This is a genomic window from Geomobilimonas luticola (genome assembly GCF_018476905.1).
Taxonomy (GTDB): domain Bacteria; phylum Desulfobacterota; class Desulfuromonadia; order Geobacterales; family Geobacteraceae; genus Geomobilimonas; species Geomobilimonas luticola.
Map to the genome: position 1 here is coordinate 182,070 of NZ_JAHCVK010000003.1, position 24,047 is coordinate 206,116.

The 24,047-nt window shown below is 60.6% G+C and carries 28 protein-coding genes; 14 read left to right on the forward strand and 14 right to left on the reverse strand.

Annotated elements, in window-relative coordinates:
• Positions 1-35: 35 nt before the first annotated feature.
• From KI810_RS09850 to nrfD, 7 genes are all read left to right on the forward strand, one after another.
• The gene (locus tag KI810_RS09850; protein ID WP_214175361.1) at positions 36-887 is read left to right on the forward strand and encodes an NADH-quinone oxidoreductase subunit B family protein; all 852 of its coding nucleotides are present in this window, start codon (positions 36-38) and stop codon (positions 885-887) included.
• 145 nt (positions 888-1,032) lie between these two features.
• Positions 1,033-1,323 carry a Dabb family protein gene (locus KI810_RS09855; protein ID WP_214175362.1) on the forward strand — a complete coding sequence of 97 codons (291 nt, stop codon included), beginning with the start codon at positions 1,033-1,035 and terminating at the stop codon, positions 1,321-1,323.
• A 116-nt stretch (positions 1,324-1,439) separates the two neighbouring features.
• Positions 1,440-2,039: a carbonic anhydrase gene (locus KI810_RS09860; protein WP_214175363.1), complete on the forward strand. Its 600-nt coding sequence runs from the start codon at positions 1,440-1,442 to the stop codon at positions 2,037-2,039.
• Positions 2,040-2,412: 373 nt separating this feature from the next.
• A complete protein-coding gene (locus tag KI810_RS09865; RefSeq protein WP_214175364.1) occupies positions 2,413-4,269 on the forward strand; it encodes a DUF2339 domain-containing protein in 1,857 nt (618 codons plus the stop codon).
• A gap of 114 nt (positions 4,270-4,383) precedes the next feature.
• Positions 4,384-4,857 carry a cytochrome c3 family protein gene (locus KI810_RS09870; RefSeq protein ID WP_214175365.1) on the forward strand — a complete coding sequence of 158 codons (474 nt, stop codon included), beginning with the start codon at positions 4,384-4,386 and terminating at the stop codon, positions 4,855-4,857.
• Positions 4,854-5,639, forward strand: coding sequence for a 4Fe-4S dicluster domain-containing protein (locus KI810_RS09875; RefSeq protein ID WP_214175366.1), 786 nt, complete (start codon positions 4,854-4,856; stop codon positions 5,637-5,639). The genes KI810_RS09870 and KI810_RS09875 overlap by 4 nt, the downstream gene beginning before the upstream one ends.
• Positions 5,640-5,641: 2 nt before the next feature.
• Complete coding sequence (gene nrfD / locus KI810_RS09880) at positions 5,642-6,895, forward strand: NrfD/PsrC family molybdoenzyme membrane anchor subunit (protein ID WP_214175367.1); 1,254 nt, start codon at positions 5,642-5,644, stop codon at positions 6,893-6,895.
• 66 nt (positions 6,896-6,961) lie between these two features.
• On the opposite strand, the gene KI810_RS09885 is transcribed toward nrfD, so the two are convergent.
• The 4 genes from KI810_RS09885 to KI810_RS09900 all read right to left on the reverse strand — a co-directional run bounded on the left by KI810_RS09885 (position 6,962) and on the right by KI810_RS09900 (position 10,230).
• Positions 6,962-7,399: a GSU0071 family protein gene (locus KI810_RS09885; protein ID WP_214175368.1), complete on the reverse strand. Its 438-nt coding sequence runs from the start codon at positions 7,397-7,399 to the stop codon at positions 6,962-6,964.
• Between the two features lie 455 nt (positions 7,400-7,854).
• Positions 7,855-8,454, reverse strand: a complete 600-nt coding sequence (locus KI810_RS09890; RefSeq protein WP_214175369.1) for an outer membrane beta-barrel protein — start codon at positions 8,452-8,454, stop codon at positions 7,855-7,857.
• Positions 8,455-8,603: 149 nt separating this feature from the next.
• A complete protein-coding gene (gene elbB, locus KI810_RS09895) occupies positions 8,604-9,260 on the reverse strand; it encodes an isoprenoid biosynthesis glyoxalase ElbB (RefSeq protein WP_214175370.1) in 657 nt (218 codons plus the stop codon).
• A 58-nt stretch (positions 9,261-9,318) separates the two neighbouring features.
• Entirely contained in the window at positions 9,319-10,230 is a 912-nt protein-coding gene (locus KI810_RS09900; protein WP_214175371.1) for an NAD(P)H-binding protein, read from the reverse strand.
• Between the two features lie 123 nt (positions 10,231-10,353).
• Here KI810_RS09900 and KI810_RS09905 point away from each other — a divergent pair, with 123 nt between their 5' ends.
• Positions 10,354-10,545 carry a hypothetical protein gene (locus KI810_RS09905; protein WP_214175372.1) on the forward strand — a complete coding sequence of 64 codons (192 nt, stop codon included), beginning with the start codon at positions 10,354-10,356 and terminating at the stop codon, positions 10,543-10,545.
• A 2-nt stretch (positions 10,546-10,547) separates the two neighbouring features.
• Positions 10,548-10,871, forward strand: coding sequence for a PilZ domain-containing protein (locus KI810_RS09910; protein WP_214175373.1), 324 nt, complete (start codon positions 10,548-10,550; stop codon positions 10,869-10,871).
• A gap of 58 nt (positions 10,872-10,929) precedes the next feature.
• Here the strand turns inward: KI810_RS09910 and KI810_RS09915 are convergent, their stop codons facing one another.
• Entirely contained in the window at positions 10,930-11,520 is a 591-nt protein-coding gene (locus tag KI810_RS09915) for a helix-turn-helix domain-containing protein (RefSeq protein WP_214175374.1), read from the reverse strand.
• A gap of 155 nt (positions 11,521-11,675) precedes the next feature.
• Here KI810_RS09915 and KI810_RS09920 point away from each other — a divergent pair, with 155 nt between their 5' ends.
• The 5 genes from KI810_RS09920 to KI810_RS09940 all read left to right on the forward strand — a co-directional run bounded on the left by KI810_RS09920 (position 11,676) and on the right by KI810_RS09940 (position 16,557).
• Positions 11,676-13,103: a DegQ family serine endoprotease gene (locus KI810_RS09920; RefSeq protein WP_214175375.1), complete on the forward strand. Its 1,428-nt coding sequence runs from the start codon at positions 11,676-11,678 to the stop codon at positions 13,101-13,103.
• A gap of 116 nt (positions 13,104-13,219) precedes the next feature.
• Positions 13,220-13,483 (forward strand): hypothetical protein, encoded by a 264-nt coding sequence (locus KI810_RS09925; protein WP_214175376.1) that lies wholly within the window; start codon positions 13,220-13,222, stop codon positions 13,481-13,483.
• 77 nt (positions 13,484-13,560) lie between these two features.
• Entirely contained in the window at positions 13,561-14,550 is a 990-nt protein-coding gene (locus KI810_RS09930) for an RluA family pseudouridine synthase (RefSeq protein ID WP_214175377.1), read from the forward strand.
• 51 nt (positions 14,551-14,601) lie between these two features.
• Entirely contained in the window at positions 14,602-15,408 is an 807-nt protein-coding gene (pgeF, locus tag KI810_RS09935) for a peptidoglycan editing factor PgeF (protein ID WP_214175378.1), read from the forward strand.
• A 3-nt stretch (positions 15,409-15,411) separates the two neighbouring features.
• Positions 15,412-16,557, forward strand: a complete 1,146-nt coding sequence (locus KI810_RS09940; protein WP_214175379.1) for a hypothetical protein — start codon at positions 15,412-15,414, stop codon at positions 16,555-16,557.
• A 124-nt stretch (positions 16,558-16,681) separates the two neighbouring features.
• Here the strand turns inward: KI810_RS09940 and KI810_RS09945 are convergent, their stop codons facing one another.
• The 9 genes from KI810_RS09945 to KI810_RS09985 all read right to left on the reverse strand — a co-directional run bounded on the left by KI810_RS09945 (position 16,682) and on the right by KI810_RS09985 (position 23,693).
• On the reverse strand, positions 16,682-17,254 hold the full coding sequence (locus KI810_RS09945; protein WP_214175380.1) for a hemerythrin domain-containing protein: 573 nt from the start codon (positions 17,252-17,254) through the stop codon (positions 16,682-16,684).
• A 2-nt stretch (positions 17,255-17,256) separates the two neighbouring features.
• Positions 17,257-17,715 carry an iron-sulfur cluster-binding oxidoreductase gene (locus KI810_RS09950; RefSeq protein WP_214175381.1) on the reverse strand — a complete coding sequence of 153 codons (459 nt, stop codon included), beginning with the start codon at positions 17,713-17,715 and terminating at the stop codon, positions 17,257-17,259.
• Positions 17,716-17,717: 2 nt separating this feature from the next.
• Positions 17,718-17,945 (reverse strand): hypothetical protein, encoded by a 228-nt coding sequence (locus tag KI810_RS09955; protein ID WP_214175382.1) that lies wholly within the window; start codon positions 17,943-17,945, stop codon positions 17,718-17,720.
• Positions 17,946-18,205: 260 nt separating this feature from the next.
• Complete coding sequence (locus KI810_RS09960) at positions 18,206-19,438, reverse strand: GGDEF domain-containing protein (protein ID WP_214175383.1); 1,233 nt, start codon at positions 19,436-19,438, stop codon at positions 18,206-18,208.
• A gap of 31 nt (positions 19,439-19,469) precedes the next feature.
• The gene (locus tag KI810_RS09965) at positions 19,470-19,661 is read right to left on the reverse strand and encodes a hypothetical protein (protein WP_214175498.1); all 192 of its coding nucleotides are present in this window, start codon (positions 19,659-19,661) and stop codon (positions 19,470-19,472) included.
• A 152-nt stretch (positions 19,662-19,813) separates the two neighbouring features.
• The gene (locus KI810_RS09970) at positions 19,814-20,296 is read right to left on the reverse strand and encodes a HyaD/HybD family hydrogenase maturation endopeptidase (RefSeq protein WP_214175384.1); all 483 of its coding nucleotides are present in this window, start codon (positions 20,294-20,296) and stop codon (positions 19,814-19,816) included.
• 3 nt (positions 20,297-20,299) lie between these two features.
• Positions 20,300-20,956 (reverse strand): Ni/Fe-hydrogenase, b-type cytochrome subunit, encoded by a 657-nt coding sequence (gene cybH, locus KI810_RS09975; RefSeq protein ID WP_214175385.1) that lies wholly within the window; start codon positions 20,954-20,956, stop codon positions 20,300-20,302.
• 10 nt (positions 20,957-20,966) lie between these two features.
• Positions 20,967-22,667 carry a nickel-dependent hydrogenase large subunit gene (locus KI810_RS09980; protein WP_214175386.1) on the reverse strand — a complete coding sequence of 567 codons (1,701 nt, stop codon included), beginning with the start codon at positions 22,665-22,667 and terminating at the stop codon, positions 20,967-20,969.
• Between the two features lie 3 nt (positions 22,668-22,670).
• Entirely contained in the window at positions 22,671-23,693 is a 1,023-nt protein-coding gene (locus KI810_RS09985; RefSeq protein WP_246525449.1) for a hydrogenase small subunit, read from the reverse strand.
• Between the last annotated feature and the right edge of the window lie 354 nt (positions 23,694-24,047).

Consider the following 24,047-nt stretch of genomic DNA (forward strand, 5'->3'; position numbering starts at 1 on the left):
AAGCCGTCAAACACGCGTACCAACAGGACCACACCATGTTCAAAGCCATCCTCGCCCGCATCCACCAGAAGCACCGGACGATGAAGTACCCGGCGGAGCCGGCGGTGCTACCGGAGCTGTTCCGGGGGTATCCGCTCCTTGCGCCGGAACGCTGCCCCCCTGACTGCCGGCTCTGTGCCGATGCCTGCCCTTATGGGGCGATAAACCGGGACTCGGGACTCGGGACTCGGGACTGGGAAAAACGAAGTCCGGGACTCGGGACCCGGGACCGGGAAGGCGATAAAATCCCGGAAGGCACTCTTTCCCTTGATATGGGGAAGTGTCTGTTCTGTCCCGAGTGCGCAACAGCGTGCCCCCACGGGGCGATTTCCTTCAGCAATGATGCCCGGCTGGCGGCGAACCGGCGGGAGGATCTGATTGTGGCGGCGGGGATGGAGCGGAAGCTGGCCCAGAAGCTGGATGAGAAGATGCGGGAGCTCTTCGGCCGGTCGCTGAAGCTGCGGGAGGTGTCGGCAGGAGGGTGCAACGCCTGCGAGGCGGATACCAACGTGCTCAATACGGTCGGCTTCGACCTGGGACGCTTCGGCATCCAGTTCGTCGCCAGTCCGCGCCACGCCGACGGGGTTTTCGTTACCGGGCCGGTGTCGGAGAACATGCGGGAGGCGCTCCTCAAGACGTACGCGGCGGTGCCGGAGCCGAAACTGGTCATCGCCTGCGGCGCCTGTGCCATCAACGGCGGCCCGTTCATGGACTCTCCCGAGGTTCATAACGGTGTGGACGGCCTCTTGCCGGTGGACCTCTACATCCCCGGCTGCCCACCCCACCCGATCACCATCCTCGACGGCCTGCTCCGGATGCTCGGGCGGCTGGAAGATAACCTTCCGTAAGGGGTGAGTGTTCCGTGGAGCGAATGTGCCCGCGTGCCCCTTACGGATTCAGGAGAAACAGCCCCATACGTCGCTTGACAGTGCCGCCCCGGCCGGGGTATGGTGCGCCCGTCATACGACCACATCAACCGTAAAGGAGTTTCCCATGATCACGCACATCGTCTTCTTCCGCCTCAAGGACCAGTCCGCCGCCAACCTGGCCGCAACGAAGGAGAAGCTTCTCAGCATGAACGGCAAGATCCCCCAGCTGCGTCACCTGGAGGTGGGAGTGGATGTCATCCGCTCGGAACGCTCTTACGACCTGGCCCTCGTGACCCGCTTCGACTCCCTGGAGGACCTGCAGGCCTACCAGGTCCATCCTTACCACGAAGGGGAAATCCTCCCCTACATGAAAAGCGTCACGGCAGCATCCGCGGCCGTCGACTACGCCGGCTGACCCGACCGATACAAATCTAACGATGTTCTGATTTTCACAAAATTCATGTCAACCCCCTTGCCGCGCCGTCGTGATGTAGTACACTTCCTCCATCACGGGCACGGAAGGGGGATGCCATGATCACCACCCTGCTGGAAGGGAACAAGCGGTTCGTCGCCGAGACGTTCGAGAAGGAAAAGGAGTTCTTTGCCTCCCTGGCCAAGGACCAGAAGCCGACGATCCTCTGGATCGGCTGCTCCGATTCGCGGGTGCCGGTCAATACCATCACCCAGACCCGGGCGGGCGAGGTGTTCACCCACCGGAACGTGGGGAACATCGTCGCCACCAACGACTGGAACCTGTCGGCGGTGCTGGAATTCTCCATCAATCACCTGAAGATCCCCGATATCGTCATCTGCGGCCACTACGGCTGCGGCGGAATCGCCGCCCTCGACGAGGACAACGGCGACGACAAGTACATCCCCATCTGGCTGATCAATGCCTACAAGGCCAAGGAGAGGGTGGACGAAAAGCTGCGCGGCCTCCACATCGAGATACCTAGGGAGAAGCGGATGGAACTGATCGTGGAGGAAAACGTCCGCCTCCAGCTGGAGCACCTTCAGGAGTACCCCTTCGTCAGAAACGCCATGAAGGGGAAAAACCTCAACCTCCACGGCTGGGTCTACGACATGCAGACGGGGGAGATCAAGATCGTCAAAACCGAGAAAAACCGTTAGCAGCCGCAGCTTGACGGCCACCACACCTTGTCCGCCGCCACCGGCGTACCGCCACGCAGGACGCTCCACGAAACGGCTAGCCGTCTCGTCACGGATTGCGTTACGACTTCAACCCCCTCCATGTCGCCAACCTATGATCTCGACCGTTTTACCATAAAATCGACCTACAACAATTTCCTGGTAGCCAAGTCAATAAAAAGATGTTATACAATAAACATGTGTGATTACGAATTGTTATAAATTTATTAATATTAGATGTATCATATTAAACAAAATATTTAATGGCGTTTGATTGCCGAAACAATTCGCTTCATATACCGCACACAGCCACAGCCCCCTCGCCCCATGGACGGTGCACACGGAGGGAACCCAGATGGCAGACGACACGCTCGAAAAACGGGTTGAACAGCTGGCGGCCCAGGTGCAGGCGCTGACCGCAACGGTTGAGCAGCTGGCTGCCCGGATGGCCGTGACGCCAACAGTGACGCCAGTCGTTTCCCCGCACCCCCTGATAGCCCCCCCCGTGACCGCCAAAACCGCTGAGCACGCGGCCGACGCCCCCGACGAAGTGACCGAGGAGATTCTCAGCTGGGCCGGCAAGACCGCCCTCCTCCCCCGCCTCTCCACACTCTGCTTCCTCCTGGTGGTGGCGCTCATCCTCCGGACCATTACCGACAACAACATCATCAACACCCTCATCGGCTCGATACTCGGCATGGCATACGCGACCATCCTCATGGTGGTCGGCTGGTACAAGTACGACAAGGGAAGCCCCCTGGCGCCGGTGTTCGCCGCCTGCGGCGCGGCGCTCATGGCGCTGATCGTGGTGGAAACCCATACCCGATTCCAGTCCCTCCCCCTGGTGCCCGCCTACCTGACCCTCATGGCAACCGGCATGGCCATGGCGGTCATCAGCTATCGCTATAACGCCTTCATACCGATCTCCGCAGGCACTCTCGGCATGTGCCTTGCCGGCGCCGCCATCGACTACCCCAATCCGTTCTTCCCCTACCTGGCCATGATTCTCTGGACCGCCAACATGCTCGGTTTCTTCGCCACCAGCCTGAAGCGCTGTTCCTGGCTCCGCTGGATCGTGCTGACGGTGAGCATGGTCATGCTCTACCTCTGGTCGTTCAAGCTCACCCTCCCCCTGGCCCGCCATGAACTGATGCCGGAGACACTGGCGCTCTCCTGGTTCTTCCCGGTGCTCGCCATCTTTACCGTCACCTTCGCCGGAATCGCTCTGACCGGGATCATCCGTGCCGGCAGCCAAAAAATGTCCCGGTTCGATTTCTTCCTCCCCCTGATCAACGTGGTCCTCATGTACATCAACTCCTTCTACGTGGTCAACGCGTGGGAGGGGAGCAAGCACCTGCTGGGATGGGTGGGGATTGCCACTGCCGTCGTCCATTTCTCGCTGGCTGCCTGGCTGGTGAGACGGGGAACGACCGGGGGCAAAGGAGAAAACGCCTTCATTCTCGCCGGTGCAACCCTTCTGGCGCTTGCCCTTCCCGCGGCATCCGGCAGCTTTCCCCTGTCACTGCCGGTGCTGTCGGTGGCGGGTTTTTTCCTCATGATAGTTTCGGGCAAATGGCGCAATGGGGGAACCAGGGTCATCTCCTACTTGGTTCAGGTCTACCCCGCCGTTGCCCTGGCAATCTTTTTCTTCGGTAACCGTCCTGCAGGGGTCGATTTTCTCATGGCCCTCCCCGCCGGGCTGATTGCCGTCTGCAGCCTCTTTCATTACCAGCTGGCTCGCCGGGCGGCTCCTTCCGAAACGGCTCTCTTCTTCGCCCGCTTCGACCATCGGGACCACAGCGCGGTCGCACTTCTTCTCGCAGCCCTGGTTACCGGCTTCCTGATGCTGAGGAACGTTATCTATCAGGTACTCGCCACGGTGCCGGTGGACGTGGGCAATTCTTTCCGCTGCGCCCAGTCCATCCTCATCACCAGCGCGGCGGCCGGTCTCATGCTGTTTGCCCTGCGTCGCCGCAACAGGGAAATCCGCAACGTCGCCATCATGGTCACCATCATCGGTGCGGTGAAGGTTTTCCTCTACGACCTTCTCGGCACCCACGGCATGCCGCTGGTACTGAGCGTCTTCTCTTTCGGCCTGGCCGCCGCCCTGGAATCCATCGCCCTGGGGCGCTGGCAGAAGGGTGACGTGCGGACCGCCCCGCCGCCCGCCGGAACTCCGGACGACGGGGAAAAAGCGGGGCAGGGGCCGTAAGATTTCCCGCTGGCGTTGTAATTGCGGCTTTAGCTGGTAGATTTAACTACACCTCCTGGCTCCCGACCGGCATCTGGACGCGCACCAGGATAATTTTACAGGGGAGGTACATGCGTGAAGAGTCATGTCTGGCGACCGCTCTACATCGTGCTCGGCGTCATCGCTCTGGTGTTGCTGGCCAGAACTGTCCTCGTGCCGAAGGATTTCGGCATCGGCGAACGGGGGTACATGTATGGATGGCACCGCAAGGGTAACGAAGCCGACTGGAAGGCCGTCCAGGTAAAGTACAAGACCATGGAGTACTGCAAGGATTGCCATGAGGACAAATACAACGACCTCCGACATTCCCCCCACGCCGCCATCCAGTGTGAAAACTGCCATGGCCCGGCACTGGGGCATCCGGACGACCCGCCGACCCTCACTATCGACCGCCATCGCGATCTCTGCATCCGCTGCCATGCCAGCCTCCCCTACAAAGCCAGCGGCCGTGGCGCAATCCGCGGCATAAACCCCGAAACCCACCACCCGGAAGCGGAATGTGTCCTCTGCCACTATCCCCACAACCCCAAACTGGAGGCGAAACGATGATCGACCGGCGCGATTTCTGCAAAAAAGCCCTCCTCATTGCGGGAGGGATGGCCATCCCCCTGTCGGCCCTGGAACTGTTCGACCCCAAAAGACTCCTGGCAGAGAAGAACGATCCCGCCCCGACCCGCTGGGTCTTCCTGGTGGATACCCACAAGTGCGTCGGGTGCGGCTTCTGCGTCAAGGCGTGCAAGATCGAAAACGAGATCCCCTACGATGCCAACGTGACCCGCACCTGGGTGGAACGCTACGTCATCTCCCGGGACGGCAAGACCCACATCGATTCCCCCAAGGGAGCCCGGGACGGGTTCATTTCGCCCAAGATGGAGCAGGGGGTGGAACACCCAGTGGAGGTCCGCAACGAGGACATCGCGAAAGCGTTCTTCGTCCCCAAGCTCTGCAACCAGTGCGACAATCCCCCCTGCGTCCAGGTCTGCCCGGTGGGGGCCACCTACCAGACCGCCGACGGCGTGGTGCTCGTCGACCGCTCCTGGTGCATCGGCTGCGGCTACTGCATCATGGGGTGCCCCTACGGCGTCCGCTTCTTCCACCCGGTCTACCATGTGGCGGAAAAGTGCAACTTCTGCTATCACCGCATCACCAAGGGGATGAAAACAGCCTGCGTGGATGCCTGTCCCTTCGGTGCGCGACGCATCGGCAACCTGAAGGACCCCAATGACCCGGTGACCAGGGTCATCATGACCGAACGGGTCAACGTCCTCAAGGAGGAGTACGGAACCAAGCCGCAGGTATTCTATCTGGGACTGACCAAGGAGGTGAAATAGTCATGGTGCATGGTGAAGCCTGGACCATCAAGGAGTTCTTCTGCTATCCCAACGAGTACATCTACTGGACCATCCAGATCGTCATGTACCCCTTCATGACCGGTCTCGTGGCGGGGGCCTTCGTCCTCTCCTCCCTCTACCACGTGTTCGGCGTCAAACAGCTCAAGGAGATCGCCCGGTTCTCCCTGGTCTTTTCCTTCGCCCTTTTGCCGGTGGCGATGATGCCCCTCATGCTCCACCTCCAGCAGCCGCTGCGGGGGATCGAGGTCATGATGACCCCCCATTTCACCTCGGCCATCGCCGCCTTCGGCATCGTCTTCACCACCTACGCCCTGATTGTCGCCTCGGAACTCTGGTTTGTGTACCGTGTCTACTTCGTGGAAACCGCCACGGCCCTCGGTGAAAAACGGGAACGCACCTTGTGGGAAGGGATTCTTTACCTCATCTACCGCCTGCTCATCATGGGCGCCTGGGATATCAGCCACGAGGCCGTGGAAAAGGACGAAAAGGCGGTGAAGGTCCTGGCCGCGACCGGCATCCCCGTCGCCTGCTTCCTCCACGGCTATGCCGGCTTCATCTTCGGCTCGGTCAAGGCCAACGCCCTCTGGATGACGCCGCTCATGCCGGTCATCTTCATCTGCTCGGCGGTCGTTTCCGGCATCGCCCTCTGCATCGTCACCTACACCGTCACCATGGAACTGCGGAAAATGATATTCTCCTGGAAGCGTCAGCAGAAACCGTGGCTCCCCTCGACCGACGAACTGAAGAGCGCCGAGGTCCAGGTGGTCACCATGACCAGCAAGTACCTCCTCATGTTCCTGGTCCTTGCCATTACCCTGGAACTGCTGGACCTCATCTTCCGCGGCTACACGGCGCTGAAGTCCTGGGACATCCTCCGGAGCGTCATCTACGACAAGGATTTCTTCAAGATATTCGTCCTCCAGTACGGCTGCGGCAATGCCATACCGTTCGTCCTGCTGCTGCTCCCCCGGCTTTCGCTCAAGCGGGTGGTGTTCTGCTCCCTGCTGGTCCTCATGGGGGTCTTCATGATGCGCTGGAACGTGGTCATCGGCGGCCAGGCATTCTCCTCCTCCTTCGCCGGATTCATGGAGTACCGTCTCCCCGTGTGGCCGACGACCATGGAACTTTTCAAGGAAGGATTGTTCGGCGCCATCATGGTGGCCATCACCCCCTTCGTGCTGTTTTTCGGCCTCACCCGAATCCTGCCGATCTTCAACCTCAAGGATTCCCACTGAGGGAGCAGATACAAAAAAAGGCGGCCATCTGGCCGCCTTTTTCCTGTACTGCATGCATCTTTCCCCTCAAGCCGGGGAGGAAATCTCGCCGTCGGCTATCTCCGCAATCTCCCGGTAGATGGCGATCATCACCCCGACGTCGCTCCACTTTTTCGCCACAAGTCGGACCAGCGCCCCGCCATGCACGAGTGTCCCTGCGAAGACGCATATCCCCAGCAATTGTTCATCGGCCACACTCATGAGGTAGCAGCTGAAGACGCCGATGACCAGCATGGAGGCGAGCCACGCCATCTCCGGACCCCGGAAGGGGTTCTCCATCACCCTGAGAAAGTCCATGTAGTAGCGGGAAAGCCCCCCGACTTTTTTCATGAACTCGCGGAATTCATCCCCCCCATGCCGCAGGTAGGCGTAGGAGAGAAAGCGCTCGACAGCCTTCTCCTTCCCCTTTTCCATCCGCTCGTGAACATACTTGTCAATGGCCTCGTCGATTGTCCGGGTATCCATACCATTCACCTCGCTTGTCAGCGTGTCGCGCCTTCCCTTTCCAACGGAAACCGCAAGAGATTACTTCTCTTTTACATAAATCGTGCCGACGGAAAACAAGGGTCACCGGTGCATGATGCATGAAATAATTATACTGCACATAAAGTATATGCACAGCAGGTTTCGCGGCTTTTTTTACCCGTCGGCAGGAACCCCTTTCCTGCCGTGGAAACCGGAGTAACTTCTCCCCGCCATCCCTGTCTGATTTTGCACATATGCAAAAACGGGTCATTTCCTCTGCGTTTCTGCAAAAATTTGATGCATAAAAAAAACAGCTAACCACAGAGTAGTACCCAGGGGAAACCTCTGCGGGTTGACTGCCTTTTCGGGCGTCGCCGCGTGAATAAGGCCTTATTTCGGCGACAAAAAAAAGGCGGCCAGGGTGGCCGCCTTTGCGCGTCGAAAGAGGAATCTGCTCAGTTGAAGAAGAACCGGACCCCGAAGGTGCTGGTGAAATTGGTGGTGCTGAACCGCCCTACCCTCGTACCGTTGCGATCGATATCCGCTTCCGGACCGGCGACGATCTTCGCCTCCGCGGTCAGCGCCAGGGGCTTGAGAATGAAGTAGTCGACTCCGCCGGCGCCATGGACCCCCACGGTCGTGTCCACGCTATACCCCTTCAGATCGTTGATCAGGATGTCCAGGCCGGCCCCCACGTAGGGGACGAGTTTTTCCTGGGGCATGAACCGGTACTGCCCCCCCAGGCTGACATTGATGATCTCGCCGTTACGGTCCCCGGTGAAAGGGAGGGCAACGTCGAACTTTGTCCGGGTCACGTCGATCTCGGCGGCCCAGTTCTGGTCGATGCCGTAGATGAACCCGCCACCGAAGATGAAATCGGGGTCCGTATCATAGTCATGCAGAGTGTCATTATTTGCGAATACGCCATCCGTAGGAACGGCAAAACCGAGACGGCCGGTCACCCCGAGCCGCCCCTTGATGCTATCGGCCATGGCGGTGCCGGTGGTCAGCGCCAGAGTGAGTGCCACACAGGCCAGCAAACAGATCTTTTTCATTGTGCATTCCTCCTGAATTATTGGACTTTTGCCGCTTATGTTGCACAACGTTATAAACCAGGTCCCTACGGTTGACAAGTCCTAGTTCATAACAAGCCAAAATAGAAAAGGAAAAAGGACCTTCCCTCTTTCCGCTCCCCTCGAACCTCTCAGATCAACCCGATGACCGTCTTCACCGTCTTCTCGATCCCCTCGGCCGTCTCGGAAATCCGCTCGGCCAGCATATAGGCAGGGGTCGACACAATCTTGTTCTCCCTGTCCACCACGAAGTCGGTAACCGGACACTGGACGTGCTCGCTCCCCGTCTGCTGGATAGCCGCGGCGGTGCCGGCATCGGTGCCGATGGTCACCTTCGGCCGGTATTCCTTCCCCAGGGTCGCCGCAATCAGGGCGGGAGCGATGCAGATTGCCCCGATCGGCTTTTTCACCGCCGCCATCTCCCGAAGAAGCCGGGCCACCTCGGGGTGAACGGTCGCCTCCGCCCCCTTCACGGCAAAGTTGCAGAGGTTCTTGGCCGCGCCGAACCCGCCGGGGAAAATGACCGCATCCAGATCGCCAGCCGTCACCTCGCTAATGTTGCGGATCTTTCCCCGGGCGATGCGGGCCGACTCCACCAGCACGTTCCGTTTGGCACCGGTCGCCTCCCCCGTCAGGTGGTTCACCTCGTCCAGCGCCAGGTCGGGGGCCATGCAGACCGCCTCCGCTCCGTTATTGTCGATGGCGAGCAGGGTAAAGACCGCCTCATGGATCTCGCTGCCGTCATACACCCCGCACCCCGAAAGCACCACACCGATCTTTTTCTTCATACGCTCCTCCCTGTCCGATTGAAATGAAAGAGTACTGACACGATTAAGGGGAACAATACTAAGCGGTTTTACCCTCTTCCGCAAGGGCAATCCTGACCGCCTCGTCATAGGGGGTGAGAGATAGGGGCAGAAGCTCCCTGATCCTCTCTTCCCGGCAGACGACCTCGTTGCGGACCCCTTCGATAAGGGGCATGGAGATGGACGGCCTGACCGGCGTCACCAGTCCCACCCAGTAGGAGGAGAGCTTGGGGGTGAGAAAGGGGACCGGCACGATGACGCAGGAACGTCCCTCGATACGGGCGAACCGCTCCATCATCTCCCGGTAGGAGAGGACTTCCGGACCGCCGATTTCGAACGTCCCCCCGGCAGTCCGCTCATCCTTCAGGCAGCCGACCAGGTAGGCGATCACGTCCCCCACCGCAATGGGCTGACAGTGGGTGGAGACCCAGCGCGGCGTGATCATGACCGGCAGGCGTTCCACCAGTCCCTTCACCATTTCGTAGGAAGCACCTCCTGCACCGATGATGACGGCGGCCCTGAGAAACGTGGTCCGGAACCGGCCGGACTGCAGTATCTGCGCAACCTCCAGACGGCTCGCCAGGTGCTCGGAAAGGTTCTCTCCCTCCTCCCCCAGACCTCCCAGGAAGATGACCCGCCGCACGCCGGCCCGTTCCGCGGCCGCCACGAAATTCCCCGCCGCCTCCCGGTCCCGCCGCTCGAAACCGGCCCGGCCGCCGGCCATGGAATGGACCAGGTAATAGGCCGTATCGATACCGGCCAGGGCGGCATCCAGGTTCCGACGCTCCAGAATGTCTCCCGTTACCGCCTCCACCCCGTCCGGCAGCTTCGCATCGGGACTCCGCACCAGGCAGCGCACGCTGAACCCTTCCGCAAGGAGCGCCCGCACCAGCCGCCGGCCGATGAACCCCGTTGCGCCCGTTACAAGAACTTTGCCGTCACCCTGTTCCATCTTTCCTCCCCCTGGCAGCCTACCGATAATTGTACACGTTCCGACGGGAAAGCAAGGGGCCTTTGCTTGCATCCCCCCCACGCCGTGCTACTATTTCCGGAGAACGGTCCAGAGGAGGCGACCATGAAAGAATCCGAGCACATTGCCGTATGTAACCGGACCGAACGCAAGGACGAACCGGTTCGCCTGAAAAACATGAAGACCGGTGAAATCGGCCTCTCCTTCGGCTGCACCCTGGAAGGGGGCACCATCCAGGTGAAGTTGGAAAACGGCCAACTGGACAGCTGGGACCCGGCCGACTGCGAAGAGATTTAAACTTGGAAGAGCGGGCGTGCAAGCGGATGGCGGTTCAGGTGGGATGCTGGCTGGTGGAGATGGACGGCGCCTCCTGTTTCTATACCTTCGACCTGTCGGAAGGCGGGGTCTGTGTTAACACCGACGAGCCGCTGCCGGTTGGGCGGGTTGTCACGCTCCAGTTCTTCACCCCCAAGGGCGCAGCGCCGGTAACCATAACGGCCGAGGTGGTCTGGAGCCGGCTGGAGCCCAGCGCCGGCATGGGGCTCCGCTTCACCGACCTCGACCCGACCGCCCTGCAGGTCATCAAGGAGTTCACCGCCCTCCTTCAGCGGCGCCATAAATGACAAGGGGGGCGGTCGAATGACCGCCCCCCTTTCACTTTTCACTTTCCCGGTCCCGGATTCACCCCTTTGTATAGAGCACCGCCACCGCCTTCGCCCGGGTCTCACCCACCGACACATAGCCGTGGGGCTCGGATGAATCGTAGTAGACACTGTCCCCCGGCAGAAGGCGCATGACCTCCTTGCCGAAATGGAACTCCAGTTCCCCTTCCACAATGTAGAGGAACTCCTCCCCTTCATGGCGGTAAAAGTGGCTGTCATCCCATACCGTATGTTCGAACTCCACGAGGAACGGCTCCATGTGCTTCTGCCGGATGCCGGGGGCGAGGGTGCGGTACAGGTAGCCGCCGGTGACGTCGCTGTTGGGACGGCGCGGCGTTGCCGTCACCTGTTCCCCGCGGATGAGGACATACTTCTGCCGGTCCCCCTCCTCCTCGAAGAAATAATGGATCCCCACCTTGAGCCCCTTGGCGATCCGCAGGAGGGTCGCAAGGGGGGGCATGACCTGGTCGTTTTCGATCTGGGAAAGAAGCGGCTTGGAAAGCCCTGAAAGCTCTGACAGTTCCTGTAGCGTGAAGCGCCGCTCCTGGCGGAGTTTACGAATTTTCTCCCCCAGCCGCAAATCCTTCAGTTCCGATTTGATATCCGTCACAGCCGACTCCTTGATTTTTGTAGGTTTTTTTATATGCAAAAGAGTGTTCTGCGTCAAGGGCGATTTTGTTCCGGCAAATGCGGATTGACATCGGAACGGATTTTGGCTAACCTTGCCGGAGTCGACGTAACACAACGTATTCACGAGGTTTTATCATGAACTGGTCCCGCATGTCGATCTGCCTTCTGTTGATCGTCCTCCCGCTGGCTGCCTGCAAGAAGAAGGAAGCCCCCCTCTTTTCAGAATCGTCCCGCCAGGCCGAGGCACCGGTCAAGGAGGTGCCCAAGGATATCCTGGCCACCCAACAGGCGTTCTCCAACGTGGTCAAGGCGGTCAACCCCGCGGTGGTCAACATTTCCACCGTCAGCAAGAAGAAACTGGTCCAGCCGTTCTTCGAATTCTCCCCCTTCTTCGATGATTTCTTCGACGGACGCCAGCCCAAGCCCCAGTACCGCCGCGAAAACAGCCTCGGCTCCGGCTTCATCATCAACAAGGAGGGGTATATCATCACCAATGACCACGTGGTGCGCGACGCGGAAAGCATCCAGGTCAAGCTCTCCAACGAAGAGGAATACAGCGGCAAGGTCGTGGGGAGCGATCCAAAGACCGATATCGCCGTCATCAAGATCAACGCCAAGGACCCGCTCCCGGCGGCGGTGCTGGGCGACTCGAGCAAACTCCAGGTGGGACAGTGGGCCATTGCCATCGGCAACCCGTTCGGGCTTGACCGGACCGTCACCGTCGGGGTGGTTTCCGCCACCGGCCGCTCCAACATGGGGATCGAGACCTACGAGGATTTCATCCAGACCGACGCATCCATCAATCCGGGCAACTCGGGGGGGCCGCTCCTCAACATCTACGGCGAAGTCATCGGCATCAACACCGCCATCGTCGCTGCGGGGCAGGGAATCGGCTTCGCCATACCGGTCAACATGGCAAAGCAGGTGGTGGCCCAGCTCATCAAGAAGGGGAGCGTGACGCGCGGCTGGCTCGGCGTGGCGATCCAGCCGGTGACCCAGGAAATCGCCCGGTCCTTCAACCTTGACAAGCCCCGCGGGGCGCTGATAAGCGACATCATGGCCGGCAGCCCGGCGGAAAAGGCGGGGCTCCGTCGTGGCGATATCATTCTCAGCTTCGCCGGCAAGGAGATCAAGGACTCCCGCCAGCTCCAGCTGGTCGTTGCCGAGACACCGGTCGGCCAGCAAGTGGCGGTGGAGATTTTCCGCGACGGCAAAACCGTGAAGCTTTCCCTGGCAACGGGAAATGCCGACAGTGCCGCGGCGAGCAAGCCCCGTTCGACCGAGGCCCAGGCTAGCGCGTTCGGGCTCACGGTGGATGAGCTCCCCCGCAACAGACGGGCAGGCGGCCTCAGCGGCGTCATCGTCAGCGGCGTGGAAGAGGATGGCACGGCAGCCGAGGCGGGCATCCGGCCGGGAGACATCGTCACCTCCGTCAACCAGAAGAAAGTCGGGAACCTGGCCGATTACAGCCGGGCAATGAAAGAGGCGGAGCAGCGCGGGAGCGCGATACTCCTGGTTCGCCGGGGGGATGCGAGCATCTTCTTTGCCCTTCGCATCCGCTGACCGCGCCCCCTGGAGGAAAAAACTGGCATACGGCGGTAGACTTGGTGTATAATCCCCCGAACCTCCAGTACGGACTGATTCGAGAGCGGCTGACGCCAGCCGGGGAAAGGATGTCCATGAGTCTCATTGATAATCCGGAGCAGGCACGCCGCCTTGCCCGGGCCATCATCTCCGATGTCGCTATCTACAACCGGGACAAGGTGGAACAGGGGATCAAGAACGACAACATCTTCGAGATCCTGACCGATGAACTGGAAGAGGGACGTCAACACTTCATCTCCCGTGTCGCCCCCCAACTGGCATCCTCCAACATTTTCGAGATCGCCGTCGTGGATGTCCTGATCAAGCGGGCCGGCAAGATCGAGTCGTCCATCTGGTAATCCCCCTACAACATCCATTTCAGGGAAGGCGCGGTTAAGGGAATCGCGCCTTCTTTCATTTCAAGACGGACAGGCCAATGGAAACACACGAGTTCATCTATCCGCCGGACAGCGAACCGGCCCGCCTCGACCAGGCAGTGGCACAGCTGATCGGCGGCCTCACCCGGGCGGCGGCCCAGCGGCTCATCGAGGCCGGCATGGTGACGGTTGGGGGGACTCCCCAGAAGCCTTCCCTCAAACTGAGAGGGGGCGAACGGATCCTCGTCACCATTCCCCCGCCGGTGCCGGCCACCCCTGCCCCCGAAGCGATCCCCCTCACCATTCTCTACGAAGATCGTGATCTGGTGGTTGTCAACAAACCGGCCGGCATGGTGGTTCATCCCGGGGCGGGGACCAGCGGCGGCACCTTGGTCAATGCTCTCCTTGCCCATTGTGTTGACCTGTCCGGTGTCGGCGGGGAGCTGCGGCCGGGAATCGTGCACCGGATCGACAAGGACACCTCGGGGGTCATCGTGGTAGCCAAGCATGATGCGTCCCATCAGTCCCTGGCCCACCAGTTCAAGGAGCACACCATCAAGCGGATCTACCTGGCACTGGTCTTCGGTTCCCCCAAGACGGACAAGGGGCGGATCGAATCGGTCATCGGCCGGCACCCGACGGATAGGAAAAAGATGTCCGGCAAGGCCCGCCACGGCAAGCACGCGGTGACCCACTGGCAGGTCCTGGGCCGCTACAGCGGGGTCACCCTGCTCAAGCTCCGCCTGGAGACCGGCCGTACCCACCAGATCCGGGTTCACCTCTCCGAAGCTGGGCACCCATTGCTGGGAGATGACACCTACGGCGGTGGCGGCCGGCTCGCAGGCATCCGCGACCTGCAGCTGCGCACGCTCATCCGGGAGATGGGACGCCAGGCCCTCCACGCCAAGACCCTCGGCTTCCTTCACCCCACCAGCGGGGAATACCTGGAGTTCGACACCGACCTGCCCGAGGACATGGGCCGGATCATCGAGTATCTGGAAAATCAGGGGTCAGACCCAAAAAACGGGTCTGAAGGGACCAGGGATTAGGGACTGGTTTATTGAAATCATGATCCCGAGCACTTACAAGGAGTCACTCGTATGGAAATGAAAAAAAACGGCAAGGTCCACTACCTGGAGCCGCTGAATCTTGCAAAGACCGGGATGGCGGTCCAGGGGTTCACCACCCGTCATGAAGGCCTTTCGCGTCCCCCCTACAACTCGTTCAACCTGGGGACCAACACCCTCGACTCCCCCCACAGCGTGCAGGGAAACCGGAGCCTGCTTGCCAGGGCCTTCGGCACCCGGCTGGAACGGCTGGTTACCGTCAACCAGGTCCATGGTGTGGATCTCCTGGTGCTCGACACACCAAATCCCGATTACAGCCACTTCCTCAAGCTGGAGGCGGACGGCATCATCACCAATCAGCCCGGCGTGATGATCGGCATATGCGTTGCCGACTGCGTGCCGCTCCTTCTCCTCGATCCGGTGCAGAAAGTTGTGGCAGCGCTCCATGCCGGCTGGAAGGGGACCGCCGGGCTCATCGCCCACAAGGGGGTCGAGGCGTTCGTGAAGATGTTCGACAGCCGCCCCGCCGACATTCTGGCGGCGGTCGGCCCCGGCATCGGTCCCTGCTGCTACCAGGTTGACGGACCGGTCATGGAGGCCTTCCGTAAAGGGGGGGCCGGCTGGGACCTGTTTGCCACGGAAACGGAGAAGGGAAAGTGGGGGCTCGACCTGGTGGCGGCCAACCGGCGCCACCTTCTGGAGTCCGGGCTTGCCGAGGAGAACATCAGCACGGCGGCGCAGTGCGTCAGCTGCAACCACGATCTGTTCTTCTCCTACCGGCGGGACGGCGGGGATACGGGGCGACAGATGGGGTTCATCATGCTCCAGGACAAGGATTAATCCATGGCCATTTCGCCCCGTTTCTGCTATAAACGGCACATCAACGCCCCGGTTACCACCGCGACACTCTCCCCAGGAGGCCTGGCTGTGAACAGGATGCTGAAGCTTCTCCCCGTCGTTCTCATTTCCATCTTCACCGTTGGCTGTTCCCACAATTACTACAATGTCCCGAAGGATGTCTACGAAAGCAAGGTACGGGTGCTGGGCGTAGCGCCGCTGCTGGTGGACGCGGACTCCGAAATCCGCTATCCGGACAAGGACGCGCTCATCGGTCTCGTCAGGGATGCCAACCGCAGGAACGAAAAGGAACTGGTGGCCCTGCTGAAGGACACCGGCGCCTATTTCTCGGTACTGCATCTCCCCGACGATCCCGACCAGCTTGCGGGCAAGCTGGTGTATCGCCGCGAACGGCGCGACGATGCCGGTGTGGTCTACAACAAGTATTTCTTCAAGGTGCAGGAACTGCGCGATTATATCACCAGAAACGGTGTTGACGCGGTCATGTTCGTCGTGGTGAGCGGCATTACCAAAAAGGATTCGATCCGCTCCAGCAACCTTCTGTCCTATCTCGACAGCAGCTACGACTACCTGATCATGACGGCCCAGATACTCGATGCGGACGGCACCGTACTCTGGGAATACCCCAATTTCCGCCAGCGACTGCTATCCTTCCCTCCCCTGCTCCCTCTCCAGTACCCCGCCTTTGACGAGGCAGAGGCCAATGCCAGCGAAAAGGTGGAGGTCAAGTTCAAAACCATGGCGGGGATCGGCCGGGCTCTTGACAAGACTCGGACCTCCAGCCTCTCGTCCAAGGCCCAGGTTTCTGTTCTCTACGCCGACCAGTTCGAGAAGATGGTTTCCCTCCTCACCCCCGATTCCAACCTGTTCGGCAACGGCAATAGCGAAGGGAAAAAGCCCGCGGCACCACAACCGGAACTGCAGCCGATCCGTAAACAATCCGCTCCAGCCGCATCCGCCCCCCCTGCCGCAGCGGCGCAACCGGTCGCTGAAACGCCAGCGCCAGCGCCAGTACAACCGGCTGCCGAACCAGTGATTGCCGCACCGGCACCCCTGGTGGTCGAATCGGCCTCGCCAGCGGCAGCGCCGGTTAAGCCGATAGCGCCGGCTGTGCCCCATTCGGACAGATAGATCGAAGAATGGGGCCTATAGGTCATATAAGACGTATAGGTCCCATTGTATAGATCCTCTTGAACGAAAAAGGGGAGGTCAATCGACCTCCCCTTTTTGCGTTCATCGTGGAAACAGATAGCGGTTACGCTGCCCGATCGACCGTCTCTCCTTCGCAGCGCGCCACCAGTTCCTCGTACGTGGCCGCGAAATCGGCCGCAGTTTTTGCTTCCGCTGCGCCATAGGCAGCAATGATGCCGTCCCTCAGGGTGTCGGGGATAAGCCGTTCCGCAAGGGGGTAGAGGATGTCGTCTTCCTTGGCGATGTGCTCCCGGAGCATTTCCAGATAGCCGAGGGCATTGGCGGCAATCACCTCGTCCTGTCCCGGTTCCCCCCGCAGCGCCGCCTGGGCGGCTTCCTCCATGGCGCGAACGTACGCCCGTCCCTGGTCATGCTCCAGCAGCATCGCCGCCACCGGGCTGTTCTGTCGCGGCATGCCGTTTGCCACCAGCGCCTCGAACAGCACATCCTCTTCCTTGGCGTGGTGGAAACGGTCCGCGTAGTTCCTGATGAAATCCACTGCGCTGAGATAGAACCGGTAATCGGTATATTTCCCCTCCCGTGTCAGAGTGGCGTTCCGCTCCAGAACAGCCAGCATCCTCAGAATCAGCTTGTGCTCATCGACCAGAGCGGTCGTAATGTCCCGTTTCGTTGCCATGTTCAGTTCCTCCTCTCGCCATCCACGCCGATGATGACCGTTTCCAGGGGGATATCCTTGCCGGAAAGCCCGACCGCCTGCTTGACCATGACATCGAGGCCGCGGCAGCAGGGGACCTCCATGATGGCGACGGTGATGCTCTTTACCCCGTTTTCCCGGAAGATGGTGGCCAGCTTCTCCACGTAGCTCCCCGTTTCGTCGAGCTTCGGACAGGCGATAGCAAGCGCCTTACCCTTCAGCAGGTCACGGTGAAAACTTCCCAGGGCGAACGCCACGCAGTCGGCCGCGACCAGGATATCCGCCTCCTTGAAGTAGGGTGCCGTGGGAGGGACCAGCTGGAGCTGAACCGGCCACTGCCGCAGTTCGGACGGCGCCTGTGCCGCCGTCTCGTTACCGTTCGTTTCGTTTCTTTCGATGACCCGCGCCATGCTGCCGGGGCAGCCGCAACCAAGATGACTCATTGTTATTCTCCTTTTTCCCTGTTTTCGAGATATGTGTTGATTTCCGCCTCTATTTTCGCTTCATCCTCTTTGGAAAGGCCGTGGATGGAAACCACGTCCTTGAGAAGACATATCCCCACCTTGCAGGTGACGCAGCCGATGTCGTAACGGTTGAGAATGTCGCCGACCGGGGGATAGGTGGCGATGACGTCCTGGATCGCCTGATTGCCGAGATTCTGCCTGAATTCCATGGTTTCCTCCTCCTTTGATGATGTCAGCATAGCGCTTAGGAGGAAAAAAGATTATGACGTGGGTCAAAAATCGGCAGGTTGCAAGAAACGCAGAATTAAACGCAGAATTCTGGGGAAAACGGCGGATTCACGCAGAACACCACTACAGGAGAGAACCTTCAACATAGCAAACAGGTGTTCCCCTCCCTTGATGGGATGACCCAGAATACGGGCCTAAAGGGACGAGGGGTAAGATGAGGAGACAGATTATACGGACTACGTTACGTGCAGACCTGGTTGCGCCCCTTCTGCTTGGCCCGGTAAAGGGCCTGATCGGCTGCCTTTATCACTGCCTCGGGGGTCGCGGATCCATCGCAGCACTCGGCCACGCCGATACTGATGGTGACCGAGACGGTCTGGTCGCTGTTGCCTGCTCCACGCTGCTTTTTCCCCTCCTGGCCATCCTTGGGGCGGTCGACACTGCGGATTTTCATCTGGTAACCGGCAATAGTACTGCGCACCTCTTCCAGGTGGGGAACGGCATCCGCAAGACATCGACGCGGAAAGAGGATGGTGAATTCCTCCCCACCGTAGCGGAACGCCCTGCCACCTCCCTTGACCCCCTGCATCCTGCTCGCCACCATCCGCAGGACCTGGTCACCCACATCGTGGCCATAGATGTCGTTGAACTTCTTGAAATGGTCGACGTCAAGCATGGCGATTGCGTAATGCCGTCCCAGCCCCATCAACTGCTCGTTGAGGGCACGGCGCGACGGCAGGCCGGTGAGGTCGTCCCGGTAGGCCATGTTGTGGGAATCCTGAACGACGCTGATGATGAGGAGCAGGCCCGCGGTCCCCATGAACAGCGGCACGAGGTGTTCGGTGGCAAGCCAGTTGCAGACCACAGCCACGGCGAGCAGGGCGCCGAACATGCCGCTCTCCAGGGGGGCGGGGCGGACAAGCAGTTTCGCGGCGATGAGGAGCCCCCCGGCAAAGAAGAGAAACAGCGCCGACTGGGGAAGGAGGAACCGCTCCAAAAACGGGCTGGCCACCAGTTCCCGTCCCATGAACTGCTGAACCTCCACGTAGTTGTAGCGGACGAACCAGGCAACCATGAACGCCTGCCCCGCAAGGAAGGCAAGACGCAACCGTCCGGCGGTCGTCAGGACTCCCCGTTCGCGGACAAAACAGAAGAGGGTAATGTTGACCGGAAGGAGGACCGCCAAGGACTGGTAGATCATGCCGGCTCGGAAATCCACCAGTCCCTGCTGCAGGTAGACGCGACAGCTCCAGTAGGCAACACCGAGCAGGAGCGCCACACAAAAGATCCGGCCGCGGTTGAAGTGGAAGCTGAGGATGATGAGGGTGGCAAAGATGAGATACGGGGCGGAAACCAGATGCGCCTGCCATTCGGCGGGAAACGTGGCGATGCGGGGCAGGATAAGGGAAGCGGCCACCAGGAGGATGGCCGGCAGGGCGAACGCGGTAAGATTTTTCAGCAGGGGGTGGCGCACGACAGTCTGTACTCCCTGGTTGGACGATTTGCTAGGATTGTTTTTTCCAGACTGTGAGGAAAAACCAGTAGACAACCAGCAGGGGAAAGGTGGCCATGGCCGCGGCAAAATTGCCGAGGAAGAGCTGAACCGTGGCAAAGCCGACGATCAGCCCAACTATCACGATCTGTAACGCAGCTACAATTCTGCCGTACGACCCGACCGGCTTTCCTTCATTGTGCATCAACCCCTCCGCCATGTTTCCGGATACTCCCCGGCTCTGTGTTATACACCCGCGGCATTCCACGCGTCAACAGGTTACGAAGCAAAAAAATGCCCGGCCGGCAATGCCGGCACGGGCCCATAACAACCGTAAACCAGTCGGGGAAATCTTGCCTAGCCGGCAAGCGGCTCCACCCCCACTCCCCACCCCGCAAGCTCGGCAAGTACCCGATCGACGAGGGTATCGAGCTGTGCCGCCACCGGTAGGGAGAGTTCCATTCCCAACTCCAGCACCGCCGGCTGAACCCCCCAGAGCACCATCTCCCGCGGCGAAAACCCCTGCAGTTCCGCTACCGCCAGCAGGTCCTGCAGCCCCATCTGGTGGGGAGAAAGCTTGGTCTTGAGGGCAACGGGGAGCTCTTCCCCCACGAGCCGCACCACCGTTCCCGGCTCCCAGCCGGTTTCAATCGCATCAACCATGAGAAGCTGTTCCACCCCTTCCAGCCAAGGGAGGATATCCAGCCCCAGGGTCCCTCCATCCATGACCGTCACCCCGGGGGGAAACCGGTAATCGCGCTGAAGGCGCTGGACAACCCGGACCCCCACGCCGTCATCGGCCATAACCAGGTTGCCTATGCCGAGCACGAGCGTCGACAAGGGTCAGTTCCTCTCCCTGACCGACTTGTAGCCGCCGAACATCCCCGACATCACCCCCCCCTTCTCCTTCACGTCCATGAGCCAGGCGCTGTAGACATGATGGATGGCAAAGGCGATCAGGAGCCACATGGTCAGGTGATGGGTCAGCCGTATCCCCTGGTTGGAAAAGAGGGCGAACATCCACCCCACCAGTGTGTGCAGCGTCCCCTGGGGCGCGTGCTCCGCATAGAGGGCAAAGCCGGTGACGATCATGACCAGGTAGAGGAGAAAGACCACCGCGTATGCCGTTCCGGCCAGGGCGTTGTGCCCCGTAACGTGGGGGATCTGCCGGCTCAGGAAGGTATAGTAACGAAAGGTTTCGAACATGTGCCAGCGCCCTTCCCTGGTCAGGATGGGAAAGAATTCCTGCCAGCGTGCATAGCGGTTCCCCCTGAATGCCCAGTAGATGCGGCTCGCTACGCTGATGGCAAAGGCGTAGGCGGCAACGAAGTGGACGAAGCGGACCCATCCCATGACGTACTCCGATGGGGTGAGCGCCAGGGTCCGGGGCGCGCCGATATAGAGGCCGGTTACGGAGAGGGTCAGAATGCAGACCATGTTCACCCAGTGGGTGACCCGTACCGGCACTTCCCATACGTACTTTTCAGAGAGGTTTCCCATGGCCGGCCTCCTAAACCACCTTTACCTGCACCATTTCGCCCCCGCCGGCATCCACCACATGGACCGCACAGGCAAGACACGGGTCGAAGGAGTGGATAGTCCGGAGGATCTCCAGGGGTTTGCTCGGGTCGGCCATGGGTGTACCCACGAGCGCCGCCTCGTAGGGCCCCCGCTGCCCCTTCCCGTCCCGGGGAGAGGCATTCCAGGTGGAGGGAACCACCGCCTGATAGTTCTCGATCTTCTGGTCCTTTATCCTGATCCAGTGGCTCAGGGCACCGCGGGGCGCATTGTGCCAGCCGAAGCCGGCCGCCTCCCGCGGCCAGGTCGCGGGATCCCACTTCTCCCCGTTGTGAACCGCCAGGTCCCCACCCTTCACGTTGGCCACGAGCATGTCGAGCCATTTGGACAGCTCCTGAGCCACCAGGAGGGTTTCGATTCCCCGGGCCGCCGTCCGTCCCAGGGTGGAGAAGAGAGCTTCGGGGCCGACCCCGAGCTTTTTCAGCACCATGTCCACGGCACCTTTTGCCCCGGCATGTCCTGAAGCATAGGCGACAAGGATGGTGGCGAGGGGTCCCGTCTCCATGGAGGTCCCGTCGTAGCGGGGTGACTTGACCCAGGAATATTTCCCCGTCGTGTCGATCATGTCGTAGGGGGGTTTGGGTCCCGTGTACTTCGGCTCGGTCTGCCCGTCGTAGGGGTGGACACCGGCGTCGCTCCCCTCGTACCAGGAGTGCGCAACGCTCTCGGTTATCTTCTTCTGGTCAATGGGGTAGACCTTGGAAAGATCCCGGTTGAGTATGATTCCCGCGGGGAACCAGAGCTTTTCCGCCTTCCCGCTGTTATCCAGGGGATATTCGCCGCAGCTCAGATAATTCCCCACCCCGGCGCCGATCCCCGCCCACTCCTTGTAGAAGGAGGCCACGGCCAGGAGATCGGGGATGTAGACTTTCTCCACGAACGTTTTCGCCCTCTTGAGCAGTTCCCCGATCTCGGCAATCTTGTCGGCGTTCAGGGCGTTCTGGGAATTGGGATCGATGGGGATCGCCATCCCCCCCACGAGGAAGGTCTGGGGATGGGGGTTCTTGGAACCGAGGATGGCGTGGATCTTGATGACCTCCCGCTGCCAGTCCAGGGCCTCCAGGTAATGGGCCGTAGCCATGAGATTGGCCTCCGGCGGCAGCTTGTAGGCCGGGTGTCCCCAATAGGCGTTGGCAAAGGGGCCGAGACGCCCCTTGGCAACGAATGCCTTGAGCTTCTCCTGAATCCCCTTGAAGTAGGTGGGGGAATTGAGGGGCCAGTCGGAGAGGGAGGCGGCAAGGGCCGCGGTCTTGGCCGGATCGGCCTTCAGCGCGGAGACCACGTCCACCCAGTCGAGGGCATGGAGGTGGTAGAAATGGATGACGTGGTCCTGCACCACCTGGATGCCGATGATGAGGTTGCGGATCAGCTCCGCGTTCAGGGGGATCCTGATGTTGAGGGCGTTCTCCACGGCCCGGATGGAGGCGATGGAGTGGACCGTGGTGCAGACCCCGCAGAACCGCTGGGTAAAGTACCAGGCGTCGCGGGGATCTCGCCCCTTGAGAATCTTCTCGATCCCGCGGAACATGGTGCTGGAGCTCCAGGCATCGGTAATGCGCCCTCCCTCCACCTCCGCCTGGATGCGAAGGTGCCCCTCTATCCTCGTAATCGGGTCAACGACGATCTTGGCCATGGGCTACTCCTCCTTTTCCCGTTCCGGTTCGTCTTTGCGCCGGAAGGCACTCACCACGCCGTGGGCGGCAAAGGCAGCCGCCGTCGCCACCGCAAGACCGGTGCCGATCTTGTCGGCGGTCGTTTCGACGCCGAATCCCGGCACGTTGGGGAGCCGCTTGTAGAACGGTGTCATGGTATCCCAGAACTGGGGCTCGGAGCAGCCTGCACAGCCGTGCCCCGACCCCACGGGCCAGTTGGTCTTTTCGTTATAACGCTGGATGGGGCAGTTGTGGAAGGTCTCGGGCCCCTTGCACCCCATCTTGTAGAGGCAGTGGCCGCTTCGGTGGGCCTCGCTCCCCCACGCCTCCACGTACTGGCCGGCATCGAAGTGGGGACGCCGCTCGCAGTTGTCATGGATCCGCTTGCCGTAGGCGAACAGGGGACGTCCCTTGCCGTCGACGGCCGGGAGCTTGCCGAAGGTGAGGAAATGGACGACGGTGGCCACCAGGTTGTCGGTGTTCACGGGGCAGCCGGGAAGATTGATCACCGTCGCACCCGGCACCGCCTCCTTCACGCCGACCGCGCCGGTCGGATTGGGAGCCGCGGCAGGAATACCACCGTAGGAGGCACAGGTCCCGACCGTGATGGTGGCCAGGGCATTGCCGCATACATCGCGGGCGATGTCGAGGGCGGACTTGCCGGCAATGCAGCAGTAAATACCCCCGTCCTTCACGGGGATCGCCCCCTCGACGACAGCGATGTATTTTCCCTTCTGCTCCTTGAGAGTCTTCATTCTGGCCTCTTCCGCCTGATGACCGGCGGCAGCCATGATCGTTTCGGAATAGTCGACAGACAGGACGTCGAGGACTATTTCCCCGACGGTCGGGTTGGCGGCACGCAGCAACGCTTCCGTGTCGCCGGTACAGCTCTGGAACTCAAGCCAGATGATGGACGGACGACCGTCCGCTTCCAGTGCCGCGGCAATCTTCGGCACCAGCGTCACCGGAAGCGCCAGGACCGCGGACATGGCGGTGCAGAATTTCATGAAGTCACGCCGGGAAATACCCCGCTCCGCAAAAATCCGCGGCAAGTCCAAATGCCGTTCTACCGAGTCAGTTCCGTCTCCTTTGTCTGTGTGACCCATGCCATACCCCCTGTTTGTACTGTGGAGTGCGTGAGACCCAACCCATTAGACCCATCTTACCCTATCATCCACACCAACTCAATTAAACATTGTTTTACAAAATACCGATATTTTGTCAAGCAGAAAGATACCGTACACCTGCCGAGATGCTGTCCGTAAACCACAGACCTCACGCCGACTCCGCCATTTCCAGGAACGTAGTAACAGTATAGCACCGCACCCACCTGCGGCAATTTTGAAGGGGGGGTGCATCGG